Here is a 25663-nt window from a genome sequence, read left to right as displayed (position 1 = left end):
TGTTCCTCCAGGGGTGGGGGTGGATCAGAGTGCGGTGCCGGCGCGATGCCGGGCGTGATGGCGGCCGCGCGGTCGCACGCGCACCAGCCCGGTCTCGTCGTCGACGACGGTGTCGATGCGCAGCCCGTAGACCTCCGACAGGTTCTCGCCCGTGAGCACCTCGACGGGGGTCCCGGCGGCGTGCACGCGCCCGCGATGCAGCAGCACCACGTCGTCGGCCACCGAGGCCGCGTGGTCGAGGTCGTGCAGCACCACGCCGAGGGCGGTGCCGTGGTCGTCGGCGAGCTCGCGCACCAGGTCGAGCGTCTCCACCTGGTAGCGCAGGTCGAGGTGGTTGGTCGGCTCGTCGAGCAGCAGCACCCCGGTGTCCTGGGCCAGCGCGGTCGCCAGCCACACGCGCTGCAGCTCTCCGCCCGACAACTGGTCGACCGGGCGGGCGGCCATGTCGGACAGCCCGGTGAGCGCGAGCGCGCGGGCCACGGCTGCCCGGTCGGCCTCGGTGATGCCGGCGAAGCGACCGCGGTGGGGGTGCCGCCCGTACGCGACCACGTCGGACACCTCGATGCCGGACGGGTGGGGACGCGACTGCGACAGCATCGCCACGGTCTTCGCGAACTCCTTCGCCGACAGGGCGGCCGCATCCCGCGGCTCGTCCCCGCCGACGCGCACCGTGCCGCCGTCGATGCGGTGCAGGCGGGCGAGGGCGCGCAGCACGGTCGACTTGCCGCTGCCGTTCGGGCCGATCAGCGCCGTCACCCGCCCGGGGGCGAGGCGCAGCGACACGTCGTGCACCACGCGGGAGCGGCCGTAGCCGAGCACCAGGGAGTCGCCCTGCAGGGCGGGCCGCCCGTCGGTCGCGGTCACGTCAGCCCCGCATCGCCACGCCGCGGCGCCAGTAGCCCATGAACGCGACCTGGCGGCGGTCGATGCCGAGGTCCTTCACCAGGTGCCGGCGCAGGGTCGTGACCACGCCGCTCTCCCCCGCGATCCAGAAGTAGCGCTCCACCGGGGTCGCGGTCGCGGGGTCGATGTCCTCGCCGAGACCCGAGTACTCCGGCGTCTCCCACAGCAGGTCTTCCGTCTCGACGTCCTTCACCCGGATCTCGTCGGTCGCGTCGGCGTCTCCGAGGTAGCCGAGCACCGCGGGGATGAGCCGGAGGCCGTGCGGCTCGCCCACGTCGCGGGGCAGCCAGTGCACCTCCACCCCGGCGGGCGGGTCGATGCGCAGCACGTCGGCCGGCGACGGCACCTCGATGAACGCGACACCGCGGAGGTCGCGCGGAGCGTCCTCCAGGATGCGGGCGATCGCGGGGGCGGCCGTCTCGTCGCCCGCCAGCACCACGGAGTCGGCGCGCCCAGGGCGGTACTCGGCACCGCCGTGCGGAACGACCCCGCGCCGCGGACCGACGAGCCACAGCTCCTGCCCCACGGCCGCCGTGCTCGCCCACCGCGATGCGGGCCCGGTGAGCCCCGGCTCCAGGTGCAGCACGAAGTCCACGTCCACCTCGGTCGTGTCGTCGGCGGCCACCCGCAGCTCGCGCACCGAGTACGTGCGCATCGCGCCGCGCTCGGCCTCGGGCACCGCGAGGTAGGAGCCCCACCAGTCGTCCGTGGAGCGGTCGATCTCGGGCAGCACCCCGGACGCGGGCGGGAACACGAGCTTGATGCGACTGTCGAACACCGCGCCGGGGGTGCCCAGTTCACGCAGGTCGTCCCCGCCGAGGGTCACCCGCACGAACGAGGGCGACACGCGTTCCACGGCGCGCACCTCGGCGCGGGTGAGGAGGTAGGTCGGGCGTTCGGTCGTGGTCGTCTCAGCGGACATGATGCCTTCCGATGGGGGTGACCATCGGCTTCCCGGAGACCGGGTCGACGGTGATCTGGTTGGGCAGCCCGAAGACCTCTTCCACGAGCTCGGCGGTCACCACGTCCTGCGGCGACCCCGTGGCGTGCACGCGGCCGTCCTTCATGGCGACGAGCTCGTCGGCGTAGCGGGCGGCGAGGTTGAGGTCGTGCAGCACCATCACGATCGTGGTGCCGCGGGCGACGCTCAGGTCGGTGAGCAGGTCGAGAACCTCGACCTGGTGGGCGACGTCGAGGAACGTGGTCGGCTCGTCGAGCAGCAGGATGTCGGTCTCCTGCGCGAGGGCCATCGCGATCCACACGCGCTGACGCTGTCCGCCGGAGAGCTCGTCGACGCTGCGGTCGGCGAGGTCGCTGATGCCCGTGGCGTCGAGCGCATCGGCGACGACCTCGTAGTCGTGCGCGCTCCAGCGCGACAGCGCCCGCTGGTGCGGGTGGCGTCCGCGCCCGACGAGGTCGGCCACCGCGATGCCCTCCGGGGCCACGGGCGACTGCGGGAGCAGCCCGAGGATGCGCGCGACCTCCCTGGTCGGGCGGGTGTGCACGGACGTGCCGTCGAGCACCACCTGGCCGGCCACGGGCGACAGCAGCCGGGCGAGGGCGCGCAGCAGGGTGGACTTGCCGCAGCCGTTCGCGCCGACGATGGTCGTGATCTTGCCCGGGGCGATCTGCAGGTCGAGCCCCTCGACCACGGTGCGGTCGCCGTAGGAGAGCGTCACGCCCTCGGCGGACAGGGTGTGGGCGGCGGTCACAGGGAGCCTCCGGTGCGGTTGGTGCGGATGAGGAGGTAGATCAGGTACGGCGCGCCCACGACCCCGGTGACGACGCCGACGGGGTAGCGCGTGCCGAGCGCGAACTGGCCGATGAGGTCGCCCGCCAGCACCAGCACCGCGCCGACGAGACCGCTGGGCAGCAGCAGGGTCGCGCCCGGTCCGGTGAGCCGGGCGGCGATCGGTCCCGCCATGAAGGCGACGAACGCGATGGGGCCGGTGGCGGCGGTCGCGACGGCGAGCAGCGCGACGGCACCGAGGATGAACACCACGCGGGTGACGCCGACGCGCACGCCGAGGCCGGCCGCGGAGTCGTCGCCCAGCTGGAGCGCGCCCAGGGCCCGCCCCTGCGTCAGCAGCAGCGGCACCAGCACGACCGCGGCGATCGCCATCGGCAGCACCCGCTCCCACGAGGCGTTGTTGAGGCTGCCGGTGATCCACTGCATGGCGGTCTGGATGTCCCAGTTCGCGGCGCGGGAGAGCAGGTAGGCGATGACGCTCTGCAGCATCGCCGCGACCCCGATCCCGATCAGGATCAGTCGGGCGCCGGCGAAGCCGCCCTTGATCGCGAGCAGGTAGATCGCGAGCGCGGTGACGAGGGCGCCGGCGAGTGCGAGCAGCGACACCATCGGGCCGTTGAGCGAGAGCACGACGATCCCGAAGACCGCGGCCGCCCCGGCGCCGTGCGAGATCCCGATGATGTCGGGGGAGGCGAGCGGGTTGCGCAGCATGGTCTGGAAGGTGACGCCGGCCATGCCGAACGCGAGCCCCGCGAGGATGGCGAGGATCGCCCGTGGCAGCCGCAGGTCGCCCACGGTGAACGACGCCCCCGGCACGGTCTCGCCCAGGATCACGCGGATCACCTCGTCGAGCGGATAGAACGTGTTGCCCACCATGAGCGCGACCGTGAACAGGGCGAGCACGACCACGGCCAGCGCGACCGTGACGAGCGCGTGCCGGCGGTGACGGGCCCGGCGTCCGGCGATCACCCTGGCCGTGCGGGCGGCCGCGGACTCCTCCGCGCGGACGAGCGTGTGCTCCGTGGCGCTCACAGCTCCCTCACCCTCTGTCGGCGGACGATCCAGATGAAGAACGGCGCCCCGATGATCGCGGTGATGATGCCGACCTGGATCTCGTCCGACGACGGCGAGATCACCCGGCCGACGATGTCGCTCGCGGTCAGCAGGGCCGCTCCCGCGAGGGCCGAGAAGGGCAGCAGCCAGCGGTGGTCGGTGCCCACGAGCAGGCGGCACAGGTGCGGCACGATGAGCCCGACGAAGCCGATGGGCCCGGCGATCGCGGTCGCGGCTCCGGCCAGGATCACCGAGCCGAGCGCCGAGACCGCGCGCGTGCGCGCCACGTGCTCGCCGAGCCCCGTGGCCATGTCGTCGCCGAGTGCGAGGGAGTTCATGCCGCGGGCGGTCAGGAAGCACAGCAGCGCGCCGACCGCGAGCACGGGGGCGGTGATCGCGATGCGCGGCCACTCGGCTCCCCCGACCCCGCCGATCTGCCACGACTGGAAAGTCTGCAGCAGATCGACCCGCGGCAGCATGACCGCGCTGATGAGCGAGGCGAACGCGGCCGAGGTCGCCGCGCCCGCCAGGGCGAGCTTGAGCGGGGTGGCGCCGCCGCGGCCGAGCGACCCGACGGCGTAGACGAACACCGCGGCCGCCGCGGCGCCGGCGATCGCGAACGCCATCTGGCCGTACGGGTTGCTCAGCCCGAAGAACGCGATGCCGAGCACGACCGCGAACGACGCCCCGTTCGAGATGCCGAGGATGCCGGGCTCGGCGATGGGGTTGCGGGTCACGGCCTGCATGGTCGCCCCGGCAAGCGCGAGCGCGGCGCCCACGAGCAGCGCGAGCACCGTGCGCGGGAGGCGCTTGATCACCGCGGCCTGCCCGATCGTGTCGGACTGTCCGCCCAGTGCGGCGAGGATGTCGTCGAGGGTGACCGCGCGCGCCCCGAACGACACCGAGAGCACCGCCAGCACCAGCAGCACCACGACCCCGGCGCACAGCCAGAGGGTGCGCGCCAGCACCGGGCGCCGCAGGGCGGCGGCGTCCGGTGCGAGCACGGGTGCGGAGATCACGGTGACTCTCGGCGGTGGTGCGACGCGGTTACGGCGCGAGCGGTGCGGCCAGGATCGCCAGGTAGTCGTCGAGGCCCCACGGGATGGACAGCGGCGACGGGTTCGCCGAGGCGGCGATGGGCGTGGCGTTGGGCAGGATCGCGACGCGGCCCTCGGCGATCGCGGGGATCTTCGACAGCAGCGGGTCGGCCTGCAGCGTGGCGAGGGTCGTGTCGTCGCCGTAGGTGACCAGCACGTCGACGTCGTCGAACTTCTGCGCCTCCTCGGCGCTCACCTCGAGGTTGAACTTGTCGCTGCCCACGCTCTCCTCCACGATCGCGGGGAACGGCAGACCGAGGGAGTGGAGGTACCCGGGGCGCGTGTCCGCGGCCGTGTAGTAGCCGATGGTGCTGAGGTCGCTCGGGTCGAAGTAGGCGAACAGCACCTTCTTGTCCTTCAGCACGCTGTGGGCCTCGAGCGCGGTGTCGGCGTCGGCGTGCAGCTCATCGATCAGTGCCTCGCCCTCGTCCTTCAGCCCGAGCGCGGTGGCGTTCATCTCGATCATGTCGTCGACCGACGTGCCCCACTGGACCTCGGGGTAGGCCACGACCGGCGCGATCTTGGAGAGCGTGTCGTACTCCTCCTGCGTCAGCCCGGAGTAGGCCGCGAGGATCACGTCGGGCTCGGTGTCGGCCACGGCCTCGTAGTCGATGCCGTCGGTCTCGTCGAACAGAGCCGGGGTGTCGCCGCCGAGCTCGTCGAGCTTCTCCTCGACCCAGGGGAGGATGCCGTTGTCGTCGTCGTCTCCCCAGGTGGCCTTGCTCATGCCGACCGGGACGATGCCGAGCGCGAGCGGGACCTCGTGGTTGGCCCAGGCGACCGTGGCCACGCGCTCGGGCTTCTCGGTGATCGTGGTCTCGCCGAAGGCGTGCTCGATCGTGACGGGGAACGCGTCGTCGGAGGCGGGGTTGCCGCCCGAGGAGGAGGTCGACTCGGGGGCCGAGGACGAGCAGGCGGCGAGCGACACGGCGAGCGCGGCGGCCGCGCCGATGGCGAGCAGGCGAGAGATGCGCACAGGCGTTCCCTTCGGGATGGGAGGAGGGGTGGCGGCACGAGAACGCGCCCGGCCTTTGGTAAGCCTCGCCTAATCTAACCCGAAGTTAGGTCATCCTCAATTCGATGACACCGCACGGAGGTCCGGAGGGATGCGAAAAGCCGGTCGGATCCGATGGATCCGACCGGCTTCAGGAAGTCAGCGCACGCTCAGAGAGCGCGGATGTTCGCCGCCTGCATGCCCTTGGGGCCACGCTCAGCGTCGAATTCGACCTTCTGGTTCTCGCGGAGCTCCTTGAAACCGGAGCCGGCGATAGCCGAGTAGTGGGCGAAGAGGTCTTCCGTGCCGTCATCAGGAGCGATGAAGCCGAAGCCCTTCTCCGCGTTGAACCATTTCACAGTGCCAGTGGCCATGTGTTTTCTACTTTCTGTTAAGCCGGCCGCTGACGCGGCCTGCACCGCACCGGAAGATCCGACACGCGTGCTCGGTCACGCTACCACGGCGGACCTGCCCGACGTCGGGTCGAGGGCCTGCCGTGTGAGCGCCGCCTCCGTGCGCGTGCTGACCCCGAGCTTGCGCAGCACCGCCGACACGTGCACGCTCACCGTCTTCACGCTGATGAACAGGCGCTCCCCGATCTGACGGTTGCTGAGCCCCTCCGCGATGAGGTCGAGCACCTGCTGCTCCCTGGCGGTCAGCAGTTCCGCGTCGGCGGGCGCTGCCCCGGCACGCAGGCCCGCGGCGTCGGCGAACCGTGCGATGGCGGCCCGCAGCGGGGCATGGTCCCACTCCTCCGCGAGCGCGACGGCCTCGGCGACCACGGCGGAGGCGGCCGCGCGCTCGCCGTCTCGCACGTGCACCTGCGCGCGCTCCAGGCGGAGCACCGCGCGGAAGGTCACCGGCACGTCGTCGCCGTCAGCGCGGCGCAGCGCCTCCTCCACCTTCTCCGGTCGCGGGTCGAGCAGGGCATCGAGAATCAGCCCCCAGGCGTCGTGCTGCAGCTGGTCGGGCTGCGCCAGCCAGGCGTCGCGGATCGTGGCCGAGGCCGCCTCGACGTCGACCCCACGGGACCGCAGCTCCGCGATGATCGCCCCGCCCTCCAGCAGCAGCCGGCGCTGATGCAGCAGCGCCGGCTTCTCGTCGTGCACCATCGCGAGGATCGCGTCGAGCGCACCGGTGAGGTCGCCCTCGCTCTGCGCCACCGCGACCGTCATCGTCACGAGGTCGTACCAGATCTGGCGCTCAGAGCCGCCGGTCTCCTCGAACGCCGGCCGCCACTCGCGCAGCATCTCCGCCGCCTCGGTCGACCGGCCGCGCCACGCCAGCACCCGCACGCGCGTCATGCTCATGTACATGCGGAACACCCGCAGCGTGCCCTGCACGAAGTCGCGCGACAGCATCTCCTCGACGCGGTCGATCTCGCCGAGCTCGAGCAGCGGGACGATCATGTTCTGCGCCATGATCGTGCCCGACGTGCGCTCGACGCGCAGCTCCCGCGCGCGGCGCAGCCCGGCTTCGGCCACCGCGACCGCCTCCCGGTACCGGCCGAGCAGCGTCAACAGGTCGGAGTAGTTCACGCGGTAGCGCATCTCGGCGGTCGAGCCGTCTGCCAGCACCCTCGCCCGTTCGAACTCCCGCACGCCCGCCTCGACGGCGCCGAGGTGCGTCAGTGAGCCGCCGCGCATGTTCGCTGCGATCGACTGCTGGTCGCGCGACCCCGCGGCCGCGGCCCGGCGCTCGGCCTCGTCGGCGAGCCGGATCGCATCCTCCCGGTCGCCCGCGATCATCAGGCGACCGGCGAGCTGGTTGAGCAGCTCGGCGCGGAACGCCTCGTCGGGCACGTACTCCTCTGCGATGGCCAGCGCCTCGCGGAGCAGCGGCACGGCCCCGAGCCGCCCCAGGTTCACCAGGTACAGCGCCTTGTTGCGCAGCAGGCGGGCGTGCAGTCGCGGGTCGACCGTCGTCGCATCGACCTCGGCGAGCGCGACGTTGGCCACCGCGAGAGCGCGCTCCCCATCGCCCGCGTTGCGCAGCACCGACCCGAGCACGTGCAGCAGTTCCAGGCGCCCGAACCCCGTCGCGGCGGCGGCGTCGGGCACGAGCGGCCACAGCTCGAGCACGAGCTCGCCGAAGCGCGCAGCACTCGCGAAGGCATACTGCGCCTTGGCCTGCCGCATGGCCTCGGCGGCGGCCGTGATCGCGCGACGGTCGTCTTGCGCGAGCTGCCAGTGATACGCGAGCGCGGCGGCATCGCCCCGGTCGGCGGCCCCCTCGCTCTGCTCCTCCAGCGCCTCGGCGTAGGCGCGGTGCAGGCGGGCGCGCTCCCCCGGGAGCAGATCGTCGTGCACGGCCTCGCGCAGCAGCGCGTGCCGGAACCGGTAGTCGTCGTCTTCCACCACGATGATGCCGCTGCGGGCGGCCTCGCGCAGGGCCTCGTCGAGACGCTCCTCGGGCAGCCCGGCCAGGCGCGTGACGAGCGGGTGGCTCAGGGGACGCTCGGCGCCGGAGATGACCCGCACCACACGCCCTGCGTCGTCGCCGAGACGGTCGAAGCGTGCCAGCAGCAGGTCGCGCAGGCTGTCCGGCAGCGGGCCCTGGGAGCACCCGGCGATCTCCTCCACGAAGAACGGCACGCCCTCGGCGCGCACCTGCAGCCGCTCGAGCGCGGACGGCGACGGCGCGCGCCCGGTGATCTGCTCGACCAGCTCGCGGACGGCCTCGTCTTCCAGACGCGACACCGTCAGCCGCTCCAGCAGCCGCGCCCTTGTGGCCTCGCCGATGAAACGGCTCACCGCGTCGCCGCGACGCACGTCGTCGGTGCGGCAGGTGATGAGCAGCAGGATGCGACCGCGGTTCCACGCCCGCAGCAGGAACGACAGGATGGCCAGGGTCGAGTCGTCGGCCCAGTGCAGATCTTCCACCACGAGCACCTGCGGCGACTCCTCCGCCGCGGCCTCGACCAGTGACGCCACGGCGTCGCGCAGGCGCTCCGGGCTCGTGCGCTCGCGGTCGGCGGGGGCGTCGACGAGCTCGGGCAGCAGCATCCCGAGCGCCTCGATGCCCACGCCGACGACCGCTCGCACGCGCTCGACGCCCATCCGCGCCACGATCGACCGGAGGATGCCGGTGAGAGGGCCGAACGGCATGCGCGACGCGCCCAGGTCGAGGCACCATCCGACATGCACGTCGGCGGCGTTCGCGACCTCGGCGCCGAACTCGCGCGCCAGGCGGGACTTGCCGATCCCGGCCTCGCCCTCCACCAGCACGGCCGCGGGCACGCCGTCGCGCGCTCCGTCGAACAGACGGCGCACCTCGGCGAGCTCGGCGTCTCGCCCGACCATCGCGGCGCTGGGGGCTGGGGCCATGCCTCCATCGTCCCACCCACCGCCGACATCGGGGTCGCGGTGCGGGAACGGCAGCAGGACCGCGTCGGTCACCGGGCGACCGCGGGCTCGCACGGTCGGCACTCGCGCTCCGCGACAGTCGCGCGCGAGACGACCCCGCGCTGCACGAGGCGACGCAGCAGCCGCCGCACGGGCCGGTCCGCCCGCGGCACGATCTGGTCCGCGTGCTCGATCAGGCGGCGGCGCTGCTCGACGGCCGTCGCGATGCGCTCCTGCTCGTGAGCGGTCACCTGCTGGGTCAGATAGGGGTGCTCGAACATGATCTCTCCTCGGCGGTTCGGTGTATCCCTACACTCCGCTCTGAGGCCCCACCGCCACATCGGACGGATGCCCTATCTTCCGCGCGCCCCGGCGAGACACCCGCCTAGGGAGTGGCGACGACGGAGGCGGTCCGCGCGACGGGCATGCCGTCGAAGGGAGAACTCATGCGGCGGGCGGCCCGCTCATGACCGCGTGGACGGCGAGACGCAGGGTCTCCTTCTCGGCATCGACGCGCACCGTCTCGGAGGGCAGCGCGCGTTCAGTCGCGATGCCCGACGTCACGGTGGCGAGGAACCGCGCGCGCTCCTCGATCCCACCCGCAGCGATCGCACCCTCGTCGACCAGGGTCCTCAGCCACTGCTCGATGCGGTGGCGCCCCATCCGTTCGAGCGCGAGGTAGGTCGCGGCTTCGTCCTCGGAGGGAGGCGTGGCGACGTACGCCTCGTAGAGCGCTCCCCACTGCTGCCTGGCGCGTTCGCCCACGCCCACGTGGGAGAGAAGCAACTGCAGGCACGCGGTCAGGCGCTCTTCGGGCGTGAGGGAGCGATCGTCGATGGGGTCGTCGGGAATCTCAAGGTCGTACATCCCCGCGACCACCGTCTCGATGAGCTCCCGCTGGGTGGGGAAGAAGTGCCGCAGCGAGCCGGTGCTCACCTGGGCACGCGCGGCCACGCCCCGCACGCTCAGTCGAGCCGTGGGGTTCTCGCCGAGCATCGTCGCCGCCGCGATGAGGATCTTCGAGCGGGTCCCCGGCTCCTTCGATTCAGCGCCCATGCCCGCCTTCCGCAAACCATCGATCTATCACAGTGTGATAGCTTAGCCCCTCGTTCACTAGCACGCTGTACTAATCGAGACGAGGACCGCGACGATGGGAATCGCGAACTGGCGCAACCGCCGCGTCCGCCACGGGTCAGGAGAACCACTGCGGCGGTACCGCTGGTGGCAGATGTTCAGCCGATCGCTGCGCTCGATCACCCTGGCGTCACCGGACGGCACGGCATCCATCTACACCGTCGACGTGCGCCACGGGGGTGACATGACCGACGGGGAGGTCCGCGCCCGCCTCTACGTCGACGGCGCACTGCGGTCGTACGCGAAGATGCCCACCCGCTTCGCGGTGCCCGGCGGCCACATCGAGGTCGCGATCACCGGCTTCGGGCTCAAGCGGTGCCACTACGTGCGCACAGACGGCACCGAAGAACAGCTGTCACCCGATCCGCGATCGGCCGAGGGGCGCCGCGCCCGCCTGCACCACCGGCATCCCCGGGCGAGCCGTGCGATCGGCCTCATCTCCCTCACCCTCGTCGTCGTCGGACTCTGCGTCGAGGTTCCCCAGATCATCGAGGCTCTTTCGCAGATACCGCTGATCGCCGCATCGGTGGGCACCTTCACGTCCCCCATCCAGCTCCCCCTGCACATCAATCTGCTCATCGGGCTCGCGGCCGTCGCCGGCAGCACGGAGCGGGCCCTGCGGATGCGATCGAGCTGGATCGATGAACTCGCCAGTTGAGACCCCACGAAAGGAAACACCATGAGGAACCGCTCGCCGATCCGCAGCCGACGGAGGAACGATCATCGACGGCGATGGGTGGCACCGGTCGCCGCTGTCACCGCGGTCGCATCGCTGCTGCTGGCCGGCTGCACCGCCGCGACGCAGGACGACCGGGACGCCGCGCCGGAATCGGAAGCCCTGCAGGACTCGGACCTCGAGCGGTACAGGGGGCAGGAGCTCGACTTCGGTGCCTGTGACCCCGCGCTCGTGAGGTCGCAACCCGCCGTCCCTCAGGTCATCGATGCGGCGGAGAGCGCCGAGTGCGCGATGCTCACGGTGCCCCTGGATTACGGGGACCCCGCGGGTGAGACCATCGAGTTGGCGGTGGCCCGCATCGCAGCCACCGGCGAGGACCGCATCGGCTCGGTCGTGCTGAATCCCGGCGGACCAGGCGCGGCGGCGACGACGTTCGCCCCTCTGGTGGCCGCCCTGTGGTCGGGCGGGCCCCTCACCGACCGCTTCGACATCGTGGGCTTCGACACCCGGGGGGTCGGCCTCAGCCGCCCCGCCGTCGATTGCTACACCGACGACGAGCGAGACGCCGACGCTCCCCTCGCGGCACTCGGAGAGTGGACGGACGATTCCGCCCGCGAGATCGTCGAGAAGTGCGCCGATGGCACGGGCCGAGGCGATGTGCTCGCGCACCTCGGAACCCGCGATACCGCTCGCGACATGGACATCCTCCGAGCCGCGCTCGGCGACGAGAAGCTCACCTTCGCGGGTGTGAGCTACGGCACGCGCCTCGGAGCGGTCTATGCCGAGATGTTCCCGCAGAACGTCCGCGCCCTCGTCCTCGACGGCGCGGTCGACCCGCTCAAGAACACCCGGGAGCGTCGGATCCACCTCAGCGAGGGGCTGCAGGCGTCCTTCCAGCGCTTCGCCGACTTCTGTGCGGCCCAGGCCGATTGCCCTCTCGGCGCCGATCCCGCACGGGCGACGAGCGAGGCGCAGCGGCTCCTGCGGCCGCTTGTCGATGAGCCGCTGATCGCCGCCGATGGCCGCGAGGTCGGCTTCCTCGCCGCCGGCGAAGGCATCGTCGCCGGGCTGTACTCCGAGGCGAGTTGGCCCGCGATCGTGGCAGGGCTGGCGGAGCTGAAGGCAGGTCGGCCGGATGCCCTGCTCGCGCTGCGCGACGGGTCATACGGCCGCTCCGAGAGCGGCGAGTACACGAACTCGTACGAGGCGCTCTTCGCGATCAACTGCCTGGACGAAGAACGCTTCACCGCCGAGGAGATGGCGAGGCTCGGCGAAGACCTCAACGATGCCGTGCCGTTCCTCGACCCGGGGACCGCTCCCCCCACCCAGGACGGCTGCGAGTACTGGCCGTCCGAACCGACACTCGGCTACCCCTACGCGACGGACATCGACGGGCTTCCCGAGGTGCTCGTGGTGTCGGCCACGGGAGATCCGGTGACCCCTCACGACGGAGGCATCAGCCTCGCCGACACCCTCGGCGCACGACTGCTCACCGTCGACGGCAACCAGCACGGCACCATCGTCTCCCGCAACGAGTGCATCGACGAGATCGTCGCCGACTACCTCGTCGACCTCGAACTCCCCGAGGACGGAGCGCGCTGCGCGCTGTGATCTCCTCCCTTGCGACGCCTGGTCCCTCGCCTGCTGCTCGCGCACGGCGAGGGACACGGGCACACCTCTCACTTGCTGTCGATGTGACCGATCGGATGGCCGCCCTCCGTGAACGCGGCGCGAGCAGCGGGCCAGCTGGTGTCGTCGACGTGCAGAGCGGTCCGCAGGTAGGCGGTGCTCATCCGCTGGATGACGGCGACCCGCTCGGGGTGCTCGTCGGTGGTCTCGGCGACGTCGTACCCCACGATGCCGCCGAGGGAGTGCTCGGCACCGTGGAGCGTGAGGAGATCCGTCGCACCGGGGCTGTGCGTATAGGCATCGGTGAACCAGTCCGGTCCGCGGCTGGACATCGCGGACTGGTCGTGGTCTCCGGCGACGACGAGGGTCGGCGTGCGAAGCTCCGCGAAGGACGGACGCATGAAGGGGAAGTTCGTCCGTGCGAAAGGGTGAAGGTGGTCGCCGCCGACACCGGTCGCCGCGAACAGGATGCCTGCGGTGACGCGTCCGTCGGACATGTCGTCGCCGACCGTGCCCGAGTCGTTGAGGATCCGCGCCCCGAGCACGGACTGCGCGGTCTGTCCGCCCCAGGAATGACCGGTCGCGGCGACGCGCGTGCGATCGATGCGGCCGGAGAGACCGGGAACGGCGGCCTCGATGGTGTCGAGCTGGTCGAGGATGCGAGTGAGATCCGTGATCCGTTCGGTCCAGATCGTGGGGAACACCGGGTGCTCGAACCCGAACCCGTTGCGGCGCGAGTCCAGATGCGTCGGCTGGATCACGACGAACCCGCGGGAGGCCCAGAACGCGGTGAGCGGCGCATACCCATCGAGGTTCCAGCCGTTGCCGTGGGAGAACAGCACGACGGGAAGGTTCGATCCCGTCGCGGGAGCGGACACCCGCACGTCGAGGGGAACCGCTCGGCCGGGCGCGGACAACGCCACGGGAGCGACGGAGACGACCCTGCGTCCGGCACCGATGATGCCGTCCAGCGTGTCGACGATGGATGAGGTCACGGCGAGTTCCTTTCCGAGGGGTGCAGCGCTCTGCGATAGTGGATATCGGAGCGCTGTTCCGCAACATTACGGAACAATGCTCCGTAATGCAAGTGAGCGCCGTCGAGAGAACCGGAGCAGGACATGAGCGAGGTCGAGAGCGAGCCGTCGCACGATGCGCGGCCGCAGCGAGCGGGTCGCCCGCGCCGGAGCGAGCAGGCTCTGCTCGAGGCGGCGGCAGCAGTGTTCGTGACGTCCGGGGTCGATGCTCCGGTCCGAGAGATCGCAGCGAAGGCGGGAGTCGGCGTCGGGACGATCTATCGTCACTTTCCGACGCGTTCCGAGCTGGTGGTCGCGGTGTACCGGCACCAGGTCGAAGCGTGCGCCGACGCCGGTCCCCGCCTTCTTGCGGAGAGCGCGACCCCCGAAGCTGCCTTGCGTGCGTGGGTCGCCCTGTTCGTGGAGTTCCTGGTCACCAAGCATGGCCTGCCCGGCGCACTGCAGGGCGACAGCGCCGGATCCGACGCCCTGCACACCTCCTTCGTCGACCGTCTCGTCCCGGTGTGCGCCTCGCTCCTGGAGGCAGCGCGCGGGTCCGCGGAGGCGACGCCCGCGATCGATGCGTACACCGTGCTCCGAGGCATCGGGAACCTCTGCATCGGCGCGACCGGCGACGCGCGGTACCGGGCTGCCGACCTGGTGCAACTGCTCATCTCCGGCGTGCTCGCACCCGAAGCTCGCTGACCCCCTCGTCGAGCCGGCGTCAGCCCGCGCGCAGCGGCGAGCGCCGGGCCGAGGGACGCGACGCCTCCGGCACCAGGATCGCCAGCACGCGCACGAGCGTCGTCAGCCACAGCAGCCCCAGCCCGACCACGATCGCCTCGAGCGCCGTGACCGCGTACAGCCCGAACGGCAGCCACAGCACGACCGCCACCACCACGAGCACGCCCACCGCGATCGACGTCGCCACGAGCGCCGTCGGTCGCCCCGGTACCGCGACCGTGGTCAGTGCCGCGGCGGCCAGGAACAGCACGAGCGCCGCGAAGGCCGCGATGTCGTGCGGCAGGGGTGCCCGGTACAGGGGCAGCAGCCCCACGGCGGCGAGCGCCGCACCCGCGGCCGCCCACAGGCCCACGATCACGGCGATGCGCGGCAGGGCGTCGTCGCCCTGCAGGCGGTGCAGGTCACGGCCGATGTACGCGCCGACCGTGGCGACGAGCAGCCCGGCGACCACGAGCGTGCCGTTGAACGCCCACCCCACGCCGAGCTGCGAGAAGTTCTCCTCCCACCACCGCGGGTCGACCGCCGTCACCATCGCGAACAGCGTGCCGATCACCAGGAAGCCGAACAGGAGCCCGGCGAGGTCGGCCGTGCGCAGCCCGACCCCTGCCCCGAACGCGAACCGGCCGCCCACGGCCGCCGCGACCCCGGCGAGCAGACCGCCGCCCACCGCCCCGAGCTCGAGCCCGCGCAGCCCGACGGCCAGCACCTCCGCTGTGAGCAGCACGCCCATCACGGTCACGGCGCCGAACGCGAGCGTGAGTGCGCCTGCCGAGAGGTGCGACACGATCACCTGCCATCGCGGCATCCCGGTGGTCTCGCCGCGACGGTGCCGCAGTGTGCTCACCGCGAAGGCCCCCGCGGCGATCACCCCGGCGACCACGGCGACCGGCATCGCCAGACCCGTCTCGCCGGTCAGCGGCCTGGACGCCCCGCGCAGCACGACGAGTCCCGCGCCGACGCCGAGCACGAAGCACACGGCGGTCGCCGCGACCGCTGCAGCCTCGGCGCGCAGCCTCCGGTCCCTCTCCATGCGCTCATGCAAGCACGGGGCGCCGACGTGCGCACCCCCGACTCCGCGCACGCCGGACACGCGACGAGGCCCGGAGCCCCGCGTGCTGCGGTGCTCCGGGCCTCGTCGATCTCCGGTCGCGCGCCCTCCGGTCGCCCGCGGATCAGGCGTCGACGTCGCCGCGCCAGGCGCCCGTCTCGACGCCGCGCCCCTCGATGAACTCCTTGAAGTTCTTGAGGTCCTTCTTAACGGCGTGCGAGCCGGCGCCGACGAGCGCGCCCACCTTCTCCAGCAGCCCCTCCGGCTCCCAGTCGAGCTGCACCGTGACGCGGGTCGACGTGTCGTCGAGCTTGTGGAAGGTCACCACGCCCGCGTGCTCGGTCTCGCCGCCGACGCTGTTCCAGGCGACGCGCTCATCCGGGTGCTGCTCGGTGATCTCGGCGTCGAACTCGCGCTCCGCTCCACCCACGTTCACCTTCCAGTGCGTGTGGGTGTCGTCGGTCTGCGTGATGGACACGACCTCGTCGAGGAACTTCGGGAAGCTCTCGAACTGCGTCCACTGGTTGTATGCCGTGCGGACGGGAACGTCGACGTCGATGGTCTCGATGATCTGCACCATGGGATGCTCCTCTGCTGTTCGTCGTTCGTGTGCTTCCATTCAGGCGTCACGAGCCGGTATCGGCCACGGGGTTGACATCGCAGCGCGGATCGACGACGGTCCTCAGCTCGACGTCATCCGGCCGAAGGTCGCCTCGATGTCGGCCATCTCCATCTCGGCGGTGGCCTGGATGAGCGCCTGCAGCTCGGCGTCCGCACCCGGCGCGAACTCCTCGGGGCGCTCCAGCGCGATGACGGACGGCACGCCCTCCGGCGCCTGCTGGTCGGCGATCAGCTCGGTGCCGTCGCCCGACGGCGACATCCCCCGGAAGATGCGCCCGGCCTCGGAACGGTCGTCCAGGTCGAACGAGTACTGCTTGCTCTGCAGACCGAGGTCGAGCAGCCGCTTCACCTCGGGGAAGCTCTCGGCGTTCGTCTTGGGGATCGGCAGGCTCGTGCGCCAGTTCACCCCCAGGGTCTCGAGCGCCTTCGCATAGGCGTTCTCGTGCGCCTGGTCGCGCACGATGAGGTACGAGATCGTGGAGCGCGCCGTCTTGTTCGCCGTCATCTCGTACAGGCGGCACTTCTGCAGCCTGCCGGTCGACTCGAGCATGAGGTTGTAGAGCAGGTCGAGCACGAGGTTGCCGGAGTTGTACACGTAGCTGCCCATCCACGGGTTCCCCGCCGCGTCCACCGGCAGGGCGCCCTGCGCGCCGACCAGGTAGTGGTGGATGTTGCTGTGGTCGAGCGCGATCTCGAGCGGCACCGCGCCGCCGGCTCCCGGTGCATCTACCGGGGCGTCCTTCTTGCCCTGATACGCCGGAGAGCCGTCGAGCAGCCGGGAGATGGTCGTGCCGATCAGCTCGACGTGGCTGATCTCCTCGGTGCCGATGCCCTGGATGAGGTCGCGATACGGCTTGCCCGCTGGACCACGGAAGTTGATGCTCTGGAACAGGTACTGCATCATCGTGCGCATCTCGCCGAACTGGCCGCCCAGACCCTCCTGCAGCGCGTTGGCCGCCGCGGGGTCCGGTTCGTCGACCTCGATGTCGTTGATGAGCTGCTGCAGGTGGAAGTACATGTCGGCCTCCTCGCCGGGTCGCTTGTCGCTGGGGTGGCCCACTCTCCGCCTGGCCGGCGGATCGGTCACCCCGATGGACGGGTCCGCAGTCGGCGCGTATCATCCCGCGCCCGCGGGCGCACTAGCGTGGAGGCCATGCGCATCCCCGCCGCGATCCGCGCCTCCCAGCGGTCACCGCTGCTGCAGGTCGTGAAGTCGGCCGCCGCCACGATCGCGGCCTGGCTGATCGCGGGCTGGGCCTTCCCGGGCCAGCTGCCCGTGTTCGCGGCGATCGCGGCCCTGCTGGTGGTGCAGCCGAGCGTCAACCAGTCGCTGTCCAAGGCGCTGGAGCGCAGCATCGGCGTGATCGTGGGGGTGGTGATCGCCGTCGCGCTGGGGCTCCTCCTCGGCTCACCGAGCTGGATCGTGCTGCTCGCGATCGTGGTGGCGATGCTCGTCGCCTGGATCTTCCGGGCCTCGCCGGGCACCGGCAACCAGGTGGCGATCTCGGCGATGCTCGTGCTGGCCCTGGGGTCGTCGAGCCCGGAGTATGCGATCGCCCGCATCGCCGAGACGCTGATCGGCGTGGTGATCGGCATCGTGGTGAACGCCCTGATCGTGCCGCCCGTGCTGGTCGAGCCGGCGCGACGCGATGTCGGGCTCCTCGGGCGCGAGCTCGCGGCGAGCCTGGACCGCCTCGCCGATGCCCTCCCCGAGCCGCAGACCCCCGCGCGACTCCAGGAGCTGATGCTCGAGGTGCGGCTGCTCCGCCCGATGAAAGACGCCGCCGAGGCCGCGATCGCCGCCGGGGAGGAGTCGCTCACCCTCAACCCGCGCCGCTCGACCCACCGGGCCGACCTGGCGGAACTGCGGCAGCTGCTCGACCGCCTGTCCCCCATCGTCACGCAGACCATCGGGATGACCCGCGCCTACTTCGACCACTACGACGACCGTCTGGGCGAGGAGCCGGCGGTGGCCGCGATCGCCGAGCAGCTGCGGCGGGCGGGGCACGACGTGCGGCTCGCGGTGCAGTCGTCCGCCCCGGCGCCCGAGCCCGAGGCGCTGACCTCGGCGATCCCGGCCCTCACGGCGCCGCTGGTGGTCCGTCCGCCGTCGTCGCAGCACTGGATCCTCGTCGGGTCGCTCATGGAGGACCTGCGGCGGATCCGCGGGGAGCTGCTCGACGAGGAGTGACCGCGCGTACCCTGTGAGCATGGCCGGTATGACCGTGGACGCCGCCGTGGCCGAGCTCGCGGCGCTCGAAGATCCGAAGCAGCGCGCGGCGAACGAGAAGCGCGGCGACGACCACGGCATCAACCTCAGCCGGATGCGCGCCCTGGCCAAGCGGATCGGGACCGACCAGGCGCTCGCGACCGCGCTGTGGGCGACCGGCGACACCGCCGCCCGACTCCTGGCGATCCTGGTCTGCCGGCCGCGGGACTTCACCGCCGACGAGTTGGACGCCCTGCTGCGCGACACGCGTCCACCGAAGGTCAACGACTGGTTCGTGAACTACGTCGTGAAGAAGTCGCCGCTCACGGAGGAGCTCCGCACCCGCTGGTTCGACGACCCGGATCCCACCGTGGCCGCGGCCGCCTGGTCGCTCACGACCGTGCGCGTCGCGAAAGACCCCGACGGGCTCGATCTCGACGCGCTGCTCGACCGCATCGAGCGCGACCTCGCCGACGCGCCGCCGCGCTTGCAGTGGGCGATGAACGAGACGCTCGCGACGATCGGCATCTTCCACCGGGAGCACCGCGCCAGGGCCATCGACATCGGCGAGCGCCTGCGGGTGCTGGCGGACTACCCCACCGCTCCCGGCTGCACCTCGCCGTTCGCCCCGCTGTGGATCGCCGAGATCGTGCGGCGCCGGGAGGGCTGACGCTCTGGCGCGGCGTGGCGGGACCCGGTTCGCGCAGTGGCGGGTAACGTTATACACTTTTCTGATCGCGTGCACTCTGGGGGTGACCGCACTGGGCGGTCTCTGGTGCGCGCGGTGAAAACCACACACTGGGGAGAACCATGGCCACGCAGGATGAGCTGAACCAGCTGATCGACGACATCGCCCACGACATCAACGGCTTCAACGGCGCGTCGATCGTCGACCTGGAGTCGGGGCTGCCGATCACGTCGAGCTCGACCCGACCGGACTTCGATCTCGATGTCGCGAGCGCCTTCAACGCCGAGATCGTGAAGAACAAGAACCGCACCATCGAGGCGCTCGGGCTCGACGCCCACCTGGAGGACATGCTGCTCACGCTCGACACGCAGCTGCACCTCCTCAAGCTCATCGACGGCGGCATGTTCCTGTACATCGCGGCCGATCGGCAGGCGACGAACCTGGCGATGCTGCGCTCGTCGGTGAACCGCCACGTCACGGCGCTCGCCGCTTGACCGAGGAGGCCGTCGGGAGCGGCCTCGGAAGCTCGCGGCCACGCAGGGCACACTCCTCGGAGAAGCCGCTGAGGCGCTCTCGTTGGCGACGAGCAGACATGCCGACCCGATATCGCATGATCTTCGCGGGGCCCGTCGGCGCCGGCAAGACCACCGCGGTGCGCGCTCTGAGCGACGTGCCGCCGGTCGACACCGACGTGCCGATGAGCGCCACCGCGGCCCAGGGCGAGGACAAGACGACGACCACGGTCGGGCTCGACTTCGGCACGTGGCGGCCGACACCCGAGGTCTCTGTCGCGCTCATCGGCGTACCGGGGCAGCGCCGGTTCGCCGCAGCACGACCGAACGTGTCGCTGCCCGGCACCCGCATCCTGCTCTGGGTGCGGGGCGATCAGCCCACCATGACCTCCGACACGGCGGAGTGGTTGCGACTGTTCCCCGCCGAGCTGCATCGGCTGATCATCGTCGTCAGCCACAGCGACCACCGATCGATCGGCTCGATCCGTCGGGCTCTCGCCGACGTGCTGCAGCAGTACGCGGTGCCACCCTCGCGCGTGCTCGCGGCCGACGCCCGCGACCGCGACAGCGTGATGCGCGTCGCCAGCGCTGCGCTCGACCTTCCGGAGGAGAACTGATGAGACCACACGGTGACGCGGAGGCCGCTCCGCACGACCCGTCGCGCATGCACCCCGACATCGCCGGCAACTGGGCGCTCTGGTCGGGCATCGTGAACCAGTCCGCCATCACCCGGCTGGAGCAGCTGAAGAGCCGCTTCCCCGAGCTGACCTCGGCCGTCCTCGGCACCGCCGACGGCCTGCACATCGCGTCGATCGGACTCGACCCGCAGTCGGGCGAGCACCTCGCGGCCATGAACGGTTCGCTGTTCGGCGTGGCCCGCGCCGAGGCGGAGATCATCTCGGGCGGTACCGAACCCACGCTGTCCGCGATCGTCTCGCTGTCGGTGGAAGACAGCCAGATGGCGCTGCTGAGCTTCATCCTCGCGCCATACGGGCAGCTGCTGCTGTCGGTGTCGGCCGCGGAATCGCAGCTCGGCGCGGTCATCGTGCACGCGCGGTCCACGGCCTACGAGCTGCTGACCGCACTGGGGGTGACGGGAACGGGAGTCTGATGCAGATGCGATGATCGAGGGACCATGACTTCACCGCCGCGGCTCGAGCCCGCCACCGTTCCCGACGCGGCCGATCCGGACGCCGTGTACCTGACGTTCGTGGAGTGGGTGGAGTCGACGGGCATCCGGCTCTACCCCGCCCAGGACGAGGCGCTCATCGAGATCGTCTCGGGGAACAACCTGATCCTCTCGACGCCCACCGGAACCGGCAAGTCGCTGGTTGCGGTGGGGGCGCACTTCGCCGCGCTCGTCGGCGACCGTCGGAGCTTCTACACGGCGCCGATCAAGGCGCTCGTGAGCGAGAAGTTCTTCGCCCTGGTCGACGTCTTCGGCGCCGAGAACGTCGGCATGATCACGGGTGACTCCTCGGTCAACGCGGACGCTCCCATCATCTGCTGCACCGCCGAGATCCTCGCCAACCTCGCCCTGCGGCACGGCAGCGACGCCGACGTGGGGCTGGTCGTGATGGATGAGTTCCACTTCTACGCCGACCCGGAGCGCGGGTGGGCGTGGCAGGTGCCGTTGCTGGAGCTGCCGCAGGCGCAGTTCGTGCTCATGTCGGCGACCCTCGGCGACGTGACCGCGCTCGCTGCCGACCTGACCCGACGCACGGGCAGGGAGACCGCGACGGTCACGGGTGTCGAGCGCCCGGTGCCGCTGCACTTCTTCTACGAGACGACGCCCATCCACGAGACGATCGACGATCTGCTCGCCACCGGGCAGGCGCCGGTCTACATCGTGCACTTCTCGCAGTCGGCGGCCATGGAGCGCGCCCAGGCGCTGTCGAGCACGAAGGTCGCGTCGCGCGAGCAGCGCGACGAGATCGCGGCCCTGATCGCCGAGTTCCGCTTCACCACGGCGTTCGGCAAGACGCTGTCGCGGTTCCTGCGCGCCGGCATCGGCGTGCATCACGCGGGCATGCTCCCGAAGTACCGCCGCCTGGTCGAGCAACTCGCCCAGCGCGGACTGCTGCGGGTGATCTGCGGCACCGACACGCTGGGGGTCGGCATCAACGTGCCCATCCGCACGGTGCTGCTGACGGCGCTGACGAAGTTCGACGGCACGCGGATGCGGCAGCTCAACGCGCGCGAGTTCCACCAGATCGCCGGGCGGGCGGGGCGGGCGGGTTTCGACACCGCGGGCACCGTCGTGGCCCAGGCCCCGGAGCACGAGACCGAGAACCTCGCCGCGATCCGCAAGGCCGGAGACGACCCGAAGAAGAAGCGGAAGATCATCCGCAAGAAGGCGCCCGACGGGTTCGTGTCGTGGGGCGAGCCGTCGTTCCGCAAGCTCATCGACGCGACACCCGAGACGCTGACCTCGCACATGCAGATCACCAGCGCCATGATGCTCAACGTGATCGCGCGCGGCGGCGACGTGTTCGCCCACATGCGCCGCCTGGTCTACGACAACCACGAGACCCGCGTCCGACAGCGGGAGCTGGCGCTCCGGGCGATCGGCATCTTCCGCACGCTGCGGGAGTCGGGAGTCGTGCAGCGCACCGCCGACGGCGACATCCGCCTCACGGTCGACCTGCCGCCGAACTTCGCCCTCAACCAGCCCCTGTCGCCGTTCGCCCTCGCCGCGTTCGACCTGCTCGACCCCGACCCGTCCGCGGGGACCGGCACGGGCTCGTACGCGCTCGACATGATCTCGATCGTGGAGTCGACGCTCGACGACCCGCGCGCCGTGCTCAGCCAGCAGGAGTTCCTCGCCCGCGGCGAGGCGGTCGCGGCGATGAAGGCGGAGGGGATCGAGTACGACGAGCGGATGGAGCTGCTGGAGCAGATCACCTACCCGCGCCCGCTCGACGAGCTGCTGGACGCCGCGTTCGAGACGTTCAGCGCCGCGCAGCCGTGGATCCGCGACTTCTCCCTCCGCCCCAAGTCGGTCGTGCGCGACATGTACGAGCGGGCCATGTCGTTCGGGGAATACGTCGCGTTCTACAAGATCGCCCGGTCGGAGGGCGTGGTGCTGCGCTACCTGTCCGACGCCTACCGCGCGGCATCGCAGACGATCCCCGAGGAGCGCAAGGACGAGGACCTCCGCGACCTCATCGCGTGGCTGGGCGAGCTCGTGCGCCAGATCGACTCCAGCCTGCTCGACGAGTGGACCGAGCTCGCGACGGGCACCGACAACGGCCGCTTCGACCCGCACGCGCCGGACGAGCCGATCGTGCCGCCCGCCCCGAAGCGCCTCACCGCCAACACCCGGGCGTTCCGCATCCTGGTGCGCAACGAGCTGTTCCGTCGCGTGCAGCTGGCCGCGCGGGAGGACGTGGCGGCGCTCGCCGAGCTCGACCCCGGCTTCGGCGCCGACGCCTGGTCGGACGCGCTCGACGGCTACTTCGCCGAGCACGACGAGATCCTGACCGGTGCCGACGCCCGCAGCTCCCGGCTGCTGCTGCTCACCGAGGGCCCGACGGCCTGGACCGCGCGGCAGATCCTCGACGACCCCGCGGGCGACCACGACTGGGGCATCAGCGCCACGATCGACCTCGCCGCCTCAGACGAGGCCGGCGAGGCGGTCGTCACCGTGACCGCGGTCGACCGGCTCTGAGCCGGCGCGGGACCGACGGGCGTCAGGCCTGCATCACCGCGAGCACGTTGCCCGCCGGGTCGCGGAACCACGCGATGTCGGGCCCGCGTCCGTCGCCGCGCACGATCCCGCGGTCGTCCGAGGGGAACACGTCGTCGGGGTAGATCTTCGTCTCGACCCCCTTGGCGCGCAGCTCGTCGACCGCGGCATCCACATCAGCCACCGGGAAGTTCAGGATCGTGAAGCTCGCCGGCTCGTGGTTCGGTTTGTCGTACACGAGGATGCTGCCGCCGCTGGCGAGCCGCAGCTCGAGGAAGCCCATCGCATTCCGGGCGACCTCGAGCCCGAGGGTCTCGCCGTAGAACCGTTGCGCCGCGTCGAGGTCGTCGACACTGAAACCGCTGAACGCATCGTGCACCGTGAACGCCGTCATGTTCCCAGGATCCGCCGTCGCAGGATCCCTGTCGACCCCCTTCACGACGCAGCGCGCACCAGTCGCGTCACGAGATCGACGTAGGGCACGCCCGCGGCGGCGAACATGCGCGGCACCTGTGACGCCGCGGTCATGCCCGGCATGGTGTTGACCTCGTTCAGCACGGGCCCCCGCTCCGTGAGGAAGAAGTCCATGCGGGCCACGCCGTCGCAGCCGAGGGCGTCGAACACGGCCACCGCCGCCCGCTGCAGGGCGCTCGTCTGCGCGGGATCCAGCTGCGCGGGAACCGTGAAGCGGGCCGAGCCGTCGTACTTGGTCGCGGTGTCGAACAGTCCGGGCGCGTGGATCTCCAGGGGCGGGGCCGCCCACCGCACGCCGCCTCTCTCGCGGATCACGGCCACGTCCACCTCCCGGCCGCGCACGACCTCCTCGACGAGGATCCGCCGGTCGAAGCGCGCGGCCTCCCGCAGCGCCCCCAGCAGCTCGCCCTCCGCCGACACCAGGCTCACACCGTGGCTCGACCCGGCCGAGACGGGCTTCACCACCACGGGCTCGTCGAACTCCGCGTCGCCGAGGTCGGCCGCCCCCACCAGTCGCCCCCGCGCGGTGCCGATGCCGACCGCCTGGGCCACGAGCTTCGTGGTCCACTTGTCCATGCCGATCGCGCCCGCCCGCAGCCCGGAGCCGACCACGCGCACCCCGGCGAGTGCGCACAGGGCCGCGAGCGCACCGTCCTCCCCGAGCACCCCGTGCACGGCGGGGAACACGACGTCGACCGTGGCCAGGAGCCCGAGCGCCTGCTGCAGTGACTCTGCCGCGCTCCCGGCCGTGGGCAGCGCGTCGGACCGCCACACGCCGTCGCGGCCGATGGTCGCACACACCACCTCGTGGTCGCCGAGTCGCAGCGCTGCGGCGACCGCGGCCGCCGACGCCAGCGACACGTCGTGCTCGGAGTTCTGCCCCCCGCCGATCACCAGCACCCTGGTCGTCATGCGATCCCCCTCTCCACGCGCGGGCCGATGCCGGTGACGATGGTGTGCGGGATGGTGCCCGCCCACCTCGCCCAGTCCTGCACCGACGGCACCGCGCCGCCCTCCGGTCCGAACACGGTCGCGACGGCCCCGCGGGGCACCGCGGTCGCTCCCGTGTCGATCACGATCTGGTCCATCGACACCCGCCCGACGACGGGGTGCCTGCCGCCGTCGAGCTCCACGCCAGCACCGGGCGCGAGCTCGCGCGGGATGCCGTCGGCGTATCCGACGCCCACGACCGCGAGGTGGGTCGCCCGATCCGTCACGTGCGCGCCGCCGTACCCGACCGCGGTGCCCGCCGGCACGAACGCGCTGTGCACCACCGCGGCGGTGAACCGCGCCGCACCGGTCAGCACGGTGGTGAGCGACGGATCGATGCCGACGAGCCCGGCCCCCACGCGCACCAGGTCGAAGTGCGTCGCCGGATCGGTCAGCGCGCCGGAGGTCGCGGCGAGGTGCACGAGCACCGGACCGAAGCCGGCGCGGAGCACCGCGTCGCGGCCGTGCCGCATCCGCAGCACCGCCGCGGCGTTGGCGGCCGGATCGGCCTCATCCGCGCGCGGCAGATGCCCCATCACCCCGACCACCTCGACGCGGCCGCGCGCCGCCCTGGCCAGCCGCAGCAGCTCCGGCCAGTCGGCGAGCGGGCAGCCCCCTCGCGCCATCCCGGTGTCGAGGTGCAGGTGCACCCGCACCGGGGCGACCGCGTCCGCGATCAGCGCCCGCAGCTCGTCGACGGAGCCCACCGCCACGTCGATCCGGTCGAGCGCGGCCGCGACCGCGTCGATCCCGCCCGGGTTCAGCCACGACAGGATCGGGACGGCCAGGCCGGCCGCTCGCAGCGCACGGCCCTCGGCGACGTCGGTCACCCCGAGCCACGTCGCACCCGCGGCGACGGCAGCCTCGGCGACCGCGACCGCCCCGTGCCCGTAGCCGTCGGCCTTGACCACGGCCATGATCTGCGCGGACGTCGACTGCCGCACGCGCGACACGTTCTGCGCCACGGCCTCCGGGAGCGTACACAACCGCGGGCGCGAGAGGCGGGACGGCGGCGTGGAACGGACACCGGAGGGGACGGAGACGGGCGCGGCATCGCGCCTGGGCCGGGCAGGCGCAGGGCGGACGGGCGCGGGAT

The 25663-nt window shown here is 71.6% G+C and carries 26 protein-coding genes; 9 read left to right on the top strand and 17 right to left on the bottom strand.

Going from position 1 to position 25663, the window contains the following annotated elements; translation table 11 throughout:
• Positions 1-24: 24 nt before the first annotated feature.
• The 10 genes from ACWH95_RS07010 to ACWH95_RS06965 form a co-directional block, all read right to left on the bottom strand.
• Complete coding sequence (locus ACWH95_RS07010; RefSeq protein ID WP_136032718.1) at positions 25-864, bottom strand: ABC transporter ATP-binding protein; 840 nt, start codon at positions 862-864, stop codon at positions 25-27.
• A gap of 1 nt (position 865) precedes the next feature.
• Positions 866-1825 (bottom strand): siderophore-interacting protein, encoded by a 960-nt coding sequence (locus ACWH95_RS07005; protein ID WP_454120442.1) that lies wholly within the window; start codon positions 1823-1825, stop codon positions 866-868.
• The gene (locus ACWH95_RS07000) at positions 1815-2615 is read right to left on the bottom strand and encodes an ABC transporter ATP-binding protein (RefSeq protein ID WP_136032714.1); all 801 of its coding nucleotides are present in this window, start codon (positions 2613-2615) and stop codon (positions 1815-1817) included. The genes ACWH95_RS07005 and ACWH95_RS07000 overlap by 11 nt, the downstream gene beginning before the upstream one ends.
• On the bottom strand, positions 2612-3685 hold the full coding sequence (locus ACWH95_RS06995; protein ID WP_136032712.1) for a FecCD family ABC transporter permease: 1074 nt from the start codon (positions 3683-3685) through the stop codon (positions 2612-2614). Before ACWH95_RS06995 ends, ACWH95_RS07000 begins: the two co-directional genes overlap by 4 nt.
• Positions 3682-4725 (bottom strand): FecCD family ABC transporter permease, encoded by a 1044-nt coding sequence (locus ACWH95_RS06990; protein ID WP_454120441.1) that lies wholly within the window; start codon positions 4723-4725, stop codon positions 3682-3684. Before ACWH95_RS06990 ends, ACWH95_RS06995 begins: the two co-directional genes overlap by 4 nt.
• A gap of 28 nt (positions 4726-4753) precedes the next feature.
• Positions 4754-5779, bottom strand: a complete 1026-nt coding sequence (locus ACWH95_RS06985; RefSeq protein WP_136032707.1) for an iron-siderophore ABC transporter substrate-binding protein — start codon at positions 5777-5779, stop codon at positions 4754-4756.
• A 188-nt stretch (positions 5780-5967) separates the two neighbouring features.
• Positions 5968-6171 (bottom strand): cold-shock protein, encoded by a 204-nt coding sequence (locus ACWH95_RS06980; RefSeq protein WP_025104028.1) that lies wholly within the window; start codon positions 6169-6171, stop codon positions 5968-5970.
• 75 nt (positions 6172-6246) lie between these two features.
• Complete coding sequence (locus ACWH95_RS06975; RefSeq protein ID WP_454120440.1) at positions 6247-9225, bottom strand: helix-turn-helix transcriptional regulator; 2979 nt, start codon at positions 9223-9225, stop codon at positions 6247-6249.
• Positions 9192-9422, bottom strand: a complete 231-nt coding sequence (locus ACWH95_RS06970) for a hypothetical protein (RefSeq protein WP_454120439.1) — start codon at positions 9420-9422, stop codon at positions 9192-9194. The genes ACWH95_RS06975 and ACWH95_RS06970 overlap by 34 nt, the downstream gene beginning before the upstream one ends.
• A 163-nt stretch (positions 9423-9585) precedes the next feature.
• Positions 9586-10197, bottom strand: a complete 612-nt coding sequence (locus tag ACWH95_RS06965; RefSeq protein ID WP_454120438.1) for a TetR/AcrR family transcriptional regulator — start codon at positions 10195-10197, stop codon at positions 9586-9588.
• Between the two features lie 94 nt (positions 10198-10291).
• Between ACWH95_RS06965 and ACWH95_RS06960 the strand changes: the two genes are divergently transcribed.
• Both ACWH95_RS06960 and ACWH95_RS06955 read left to right on the top strand, forming a co-directional pair.
• Positions 10292-10933 carry a hypothetical protein gene (locus tag ACWH95_RS06960; protein WP_454120437.1) on the top strand — a complete coding sequence of 214 codons (642 nt, stop codon included), beginning with the start codon at positions 10292-10294 and terminating at the stop codon, positions 10931-10933.
• 21 nt (positions 10934-10954) lie between these two features.
• Positions 10955-12562 (top strand): alpha/beta hydrolase, encoded by a 1608-nt coding sequence (locus ACWH95_RS06955; RefSeq protein WP_454120436.1) that lies wholly within the window; start codon positions 10955-10957, stop codon positions 12560-12562.
• A 68-nt stretch (positions 12563-12630) separates the two neighbouring features.
• Here ACWH95_RS06955 and ACWH95_RS06950 read toward each other — a convergent pair whose 3' ends face one another.
• Positions 12631-13575, bottom strand: a complete 945-nt coding sequence (locus tag ACWH95_RS06950; protein ID WP_454120435.1) for an alpha/beta hydrolase family protein — start codon at positions 13573-13575, stop codon at positions 12631-12633.
• A 123-nt stretch (positions 13576-13698) separates the two neighbouring features.
• Here ACWH95_RS06950 and ACWH95_RS06945 point away from each other — a divergent pair, with 123 nt between their 5' ends.
• Positions 13699-14298, top strand: coding sequence for a TetR/AcrR family transcriptional regulator (locus tag ACWH95_RS06945; protein WP_454120434.1), 600 nt, complete (start codon positions 13699-13701; stop codon positions 14296-14298).
• A gap of 19 nt (positions 14299-14317) precedes the next feature.
• Here ACWH95_RS06945 and ACWH95_RS06940 read toward each other — a convergent pair whose 3' ends face one another.
• From ACWH95_RS06940 to ACWH95_RS06930, 3 genes are all read right to left on the bottom strand, one after another.
• On the bottom strand, positions 14318-15367 hold the full coding sequence (locus tag ACWH95_RS06940; protein WP_454120433.1) for a DUF998 domain-containing protein: 1050 nt from the start codon (positions 15365-15367) through the stop codon (positions 14318-14320).
• Positions 15368-15509: 142 nt separating this feature from the next.
• Positions 15510-15965, bottom strand: coding sequence for an SRPBCC family protein (locus ACWH95_RS06935; protein WP_136036678.1), 456 nt, complete (start codon positions 15963-15965; stop codon positions 15510-15512).
• A gap of 102 nt (positions 15966-16067) precedes the next feature.
• The gene (locus ACWH95_RS06930) at positions 16068-17024 is read right to left on the bottom strand and encodes a manganese catalase family protein (RefSeq protein ID WP_454120659.1); all 957 of its coding nucleotides are present in this window, start codon (positions 17022-17024) and stop codon (positions 16068-16070) included.
• 135 nt (positions 17025-17159) lie between these two features.
• Here ACWH95_RS06930 and ACWH95_RS06925 point away from each other — a divergent pair, with 135 nt between their 5' ends.
• The 6 genes from ACWH95_RS06925 to ACWH95_RS06900 all read left to right on the top strand — a co-directional run bounded on the left by ACWH95_RS06925 (position 17160) and on the right by ACWH95_RS06900 (position 23085).
• The gene (locus ACWH95_RS06925) at positions 17160-18197 is read left to right on the top strand and encodes an FUSC family protein (RefSeq protein ID WP_136032684.1); all 1038 of its coding nucleotides are present in this window, start codon (positions 17160-17162) and stop codon (positions 18195-18197) included.
• 19 nt (positions 18198-18216) lie between these two features.
• On the top strand, positions 18217-18885 hold the full coding sequence (locus tag ACWH95_RS06920; protein ID WP_454120432.1) for a DNA alkylation repair protein: 669 nt from the start codon (positions 18217-18219) through the stop codon (positions 18883-18885).
• A gap of 140 nt (positions 18886-19025) precedes the next feature.
• Positions 19026-19397: a hypothetical protein gene (locus ACWH95_RS06915; protein ID WP_454120431.1), complete on the top strand. Its 372-nt coding sequence runs from the start codon at positions 19026-19028 to the stop codon at positions 19395-19397.
• A 98-nt stretch (positions 19398-19495) separates the two neighbouring features.
• A complete protein-coding gene (locus ACWH95_RS06910; RefSeq protein WP_136036682.1) occupies positions 19496-20032 on the top strand; it encodes a GTP-binding protein in 537 nt (178 codons plus the stop codon).
• Positions 20032-20526 carry a roadblock/LC7 domain-containing protein gene (locus ACWH95_RS06905; RefSeq protein WP_136036683.1) on the top strand — a complete coding sequence of 165 codons (495 nt, stop codon included), beginning with the start codon at positions 20032-20034 and terminating at the stop codon, positions 20524-20526. Before ACWH95_RS06910 ends, ACWH95_RS06905 begins: the two co-directional genes overlap by 1 nt.
• A gap of 24 nt (positions 20527-20550) precedes the next feature.
• Positions 20551-23085, top strand: a complete 2535-nt coding sequence (locus ACWH95_RS06900) for a DEAD/DEAH box helicase (protein ID WP_454120429.1) — start codon at positions 20551-20553, stop codon at positions 23083-23085.
• A 22-nt stretch (positions 23086-23107) separates the two neighbouring features.
• Here the strand turns inward: ACWH95_RS06900 and ACWH95_RS06895 are convergent, their stop codons facing one another.
• The 3 genes from ACWH95_RS06895 to alr are packed head-to-tail and all read right to left on the bottom strand — an operon-like array spanning position 23108 to position 25532.
• Complete coding sequence (locus ACWH95_RS06895; RefSeq protein ID WP_136032671.1) at positions 23108-23497, bottom strand: VOC family protein; 390 nt, start codon at positions 23495-23497, stop codon at positions 23108-23110.
• Between the two features lie 41 nt (positions 23498-23538).
• Positions 23539-24489, bottom strand: a complete 951-nt coding sequence (locus tag ACWH95_RS06890) for a D-alanine--D-alanine ligase family protein (RefSeq protein WP_136036692.1) — start codon at positions 24487-24489, stop codon at positions 23539-23541.
• Entirely contained in the window at positions 24486-25532 is a 1047-nt protein-coding gene (alr, locus tag ACWH95_RS06885) for an alanine racemase (protein WP_247638188.1), read from the bottom strand. The genes ACWH95_RS06890 and alr overlap by 4 nt, the downstream gene beginning before the upstream one ends.
• Positions 25533-25663 lie beyond the last annotated feature (131 nt).

The organism is Microbacterium sp. NPDC055502, from assembly GCF_053643635.1.
The sequence above is the reverse complement of the archived record's forward strand: the minus strand, read 5'-3'. Positions and strand labels throughout refer to the sequence as shown.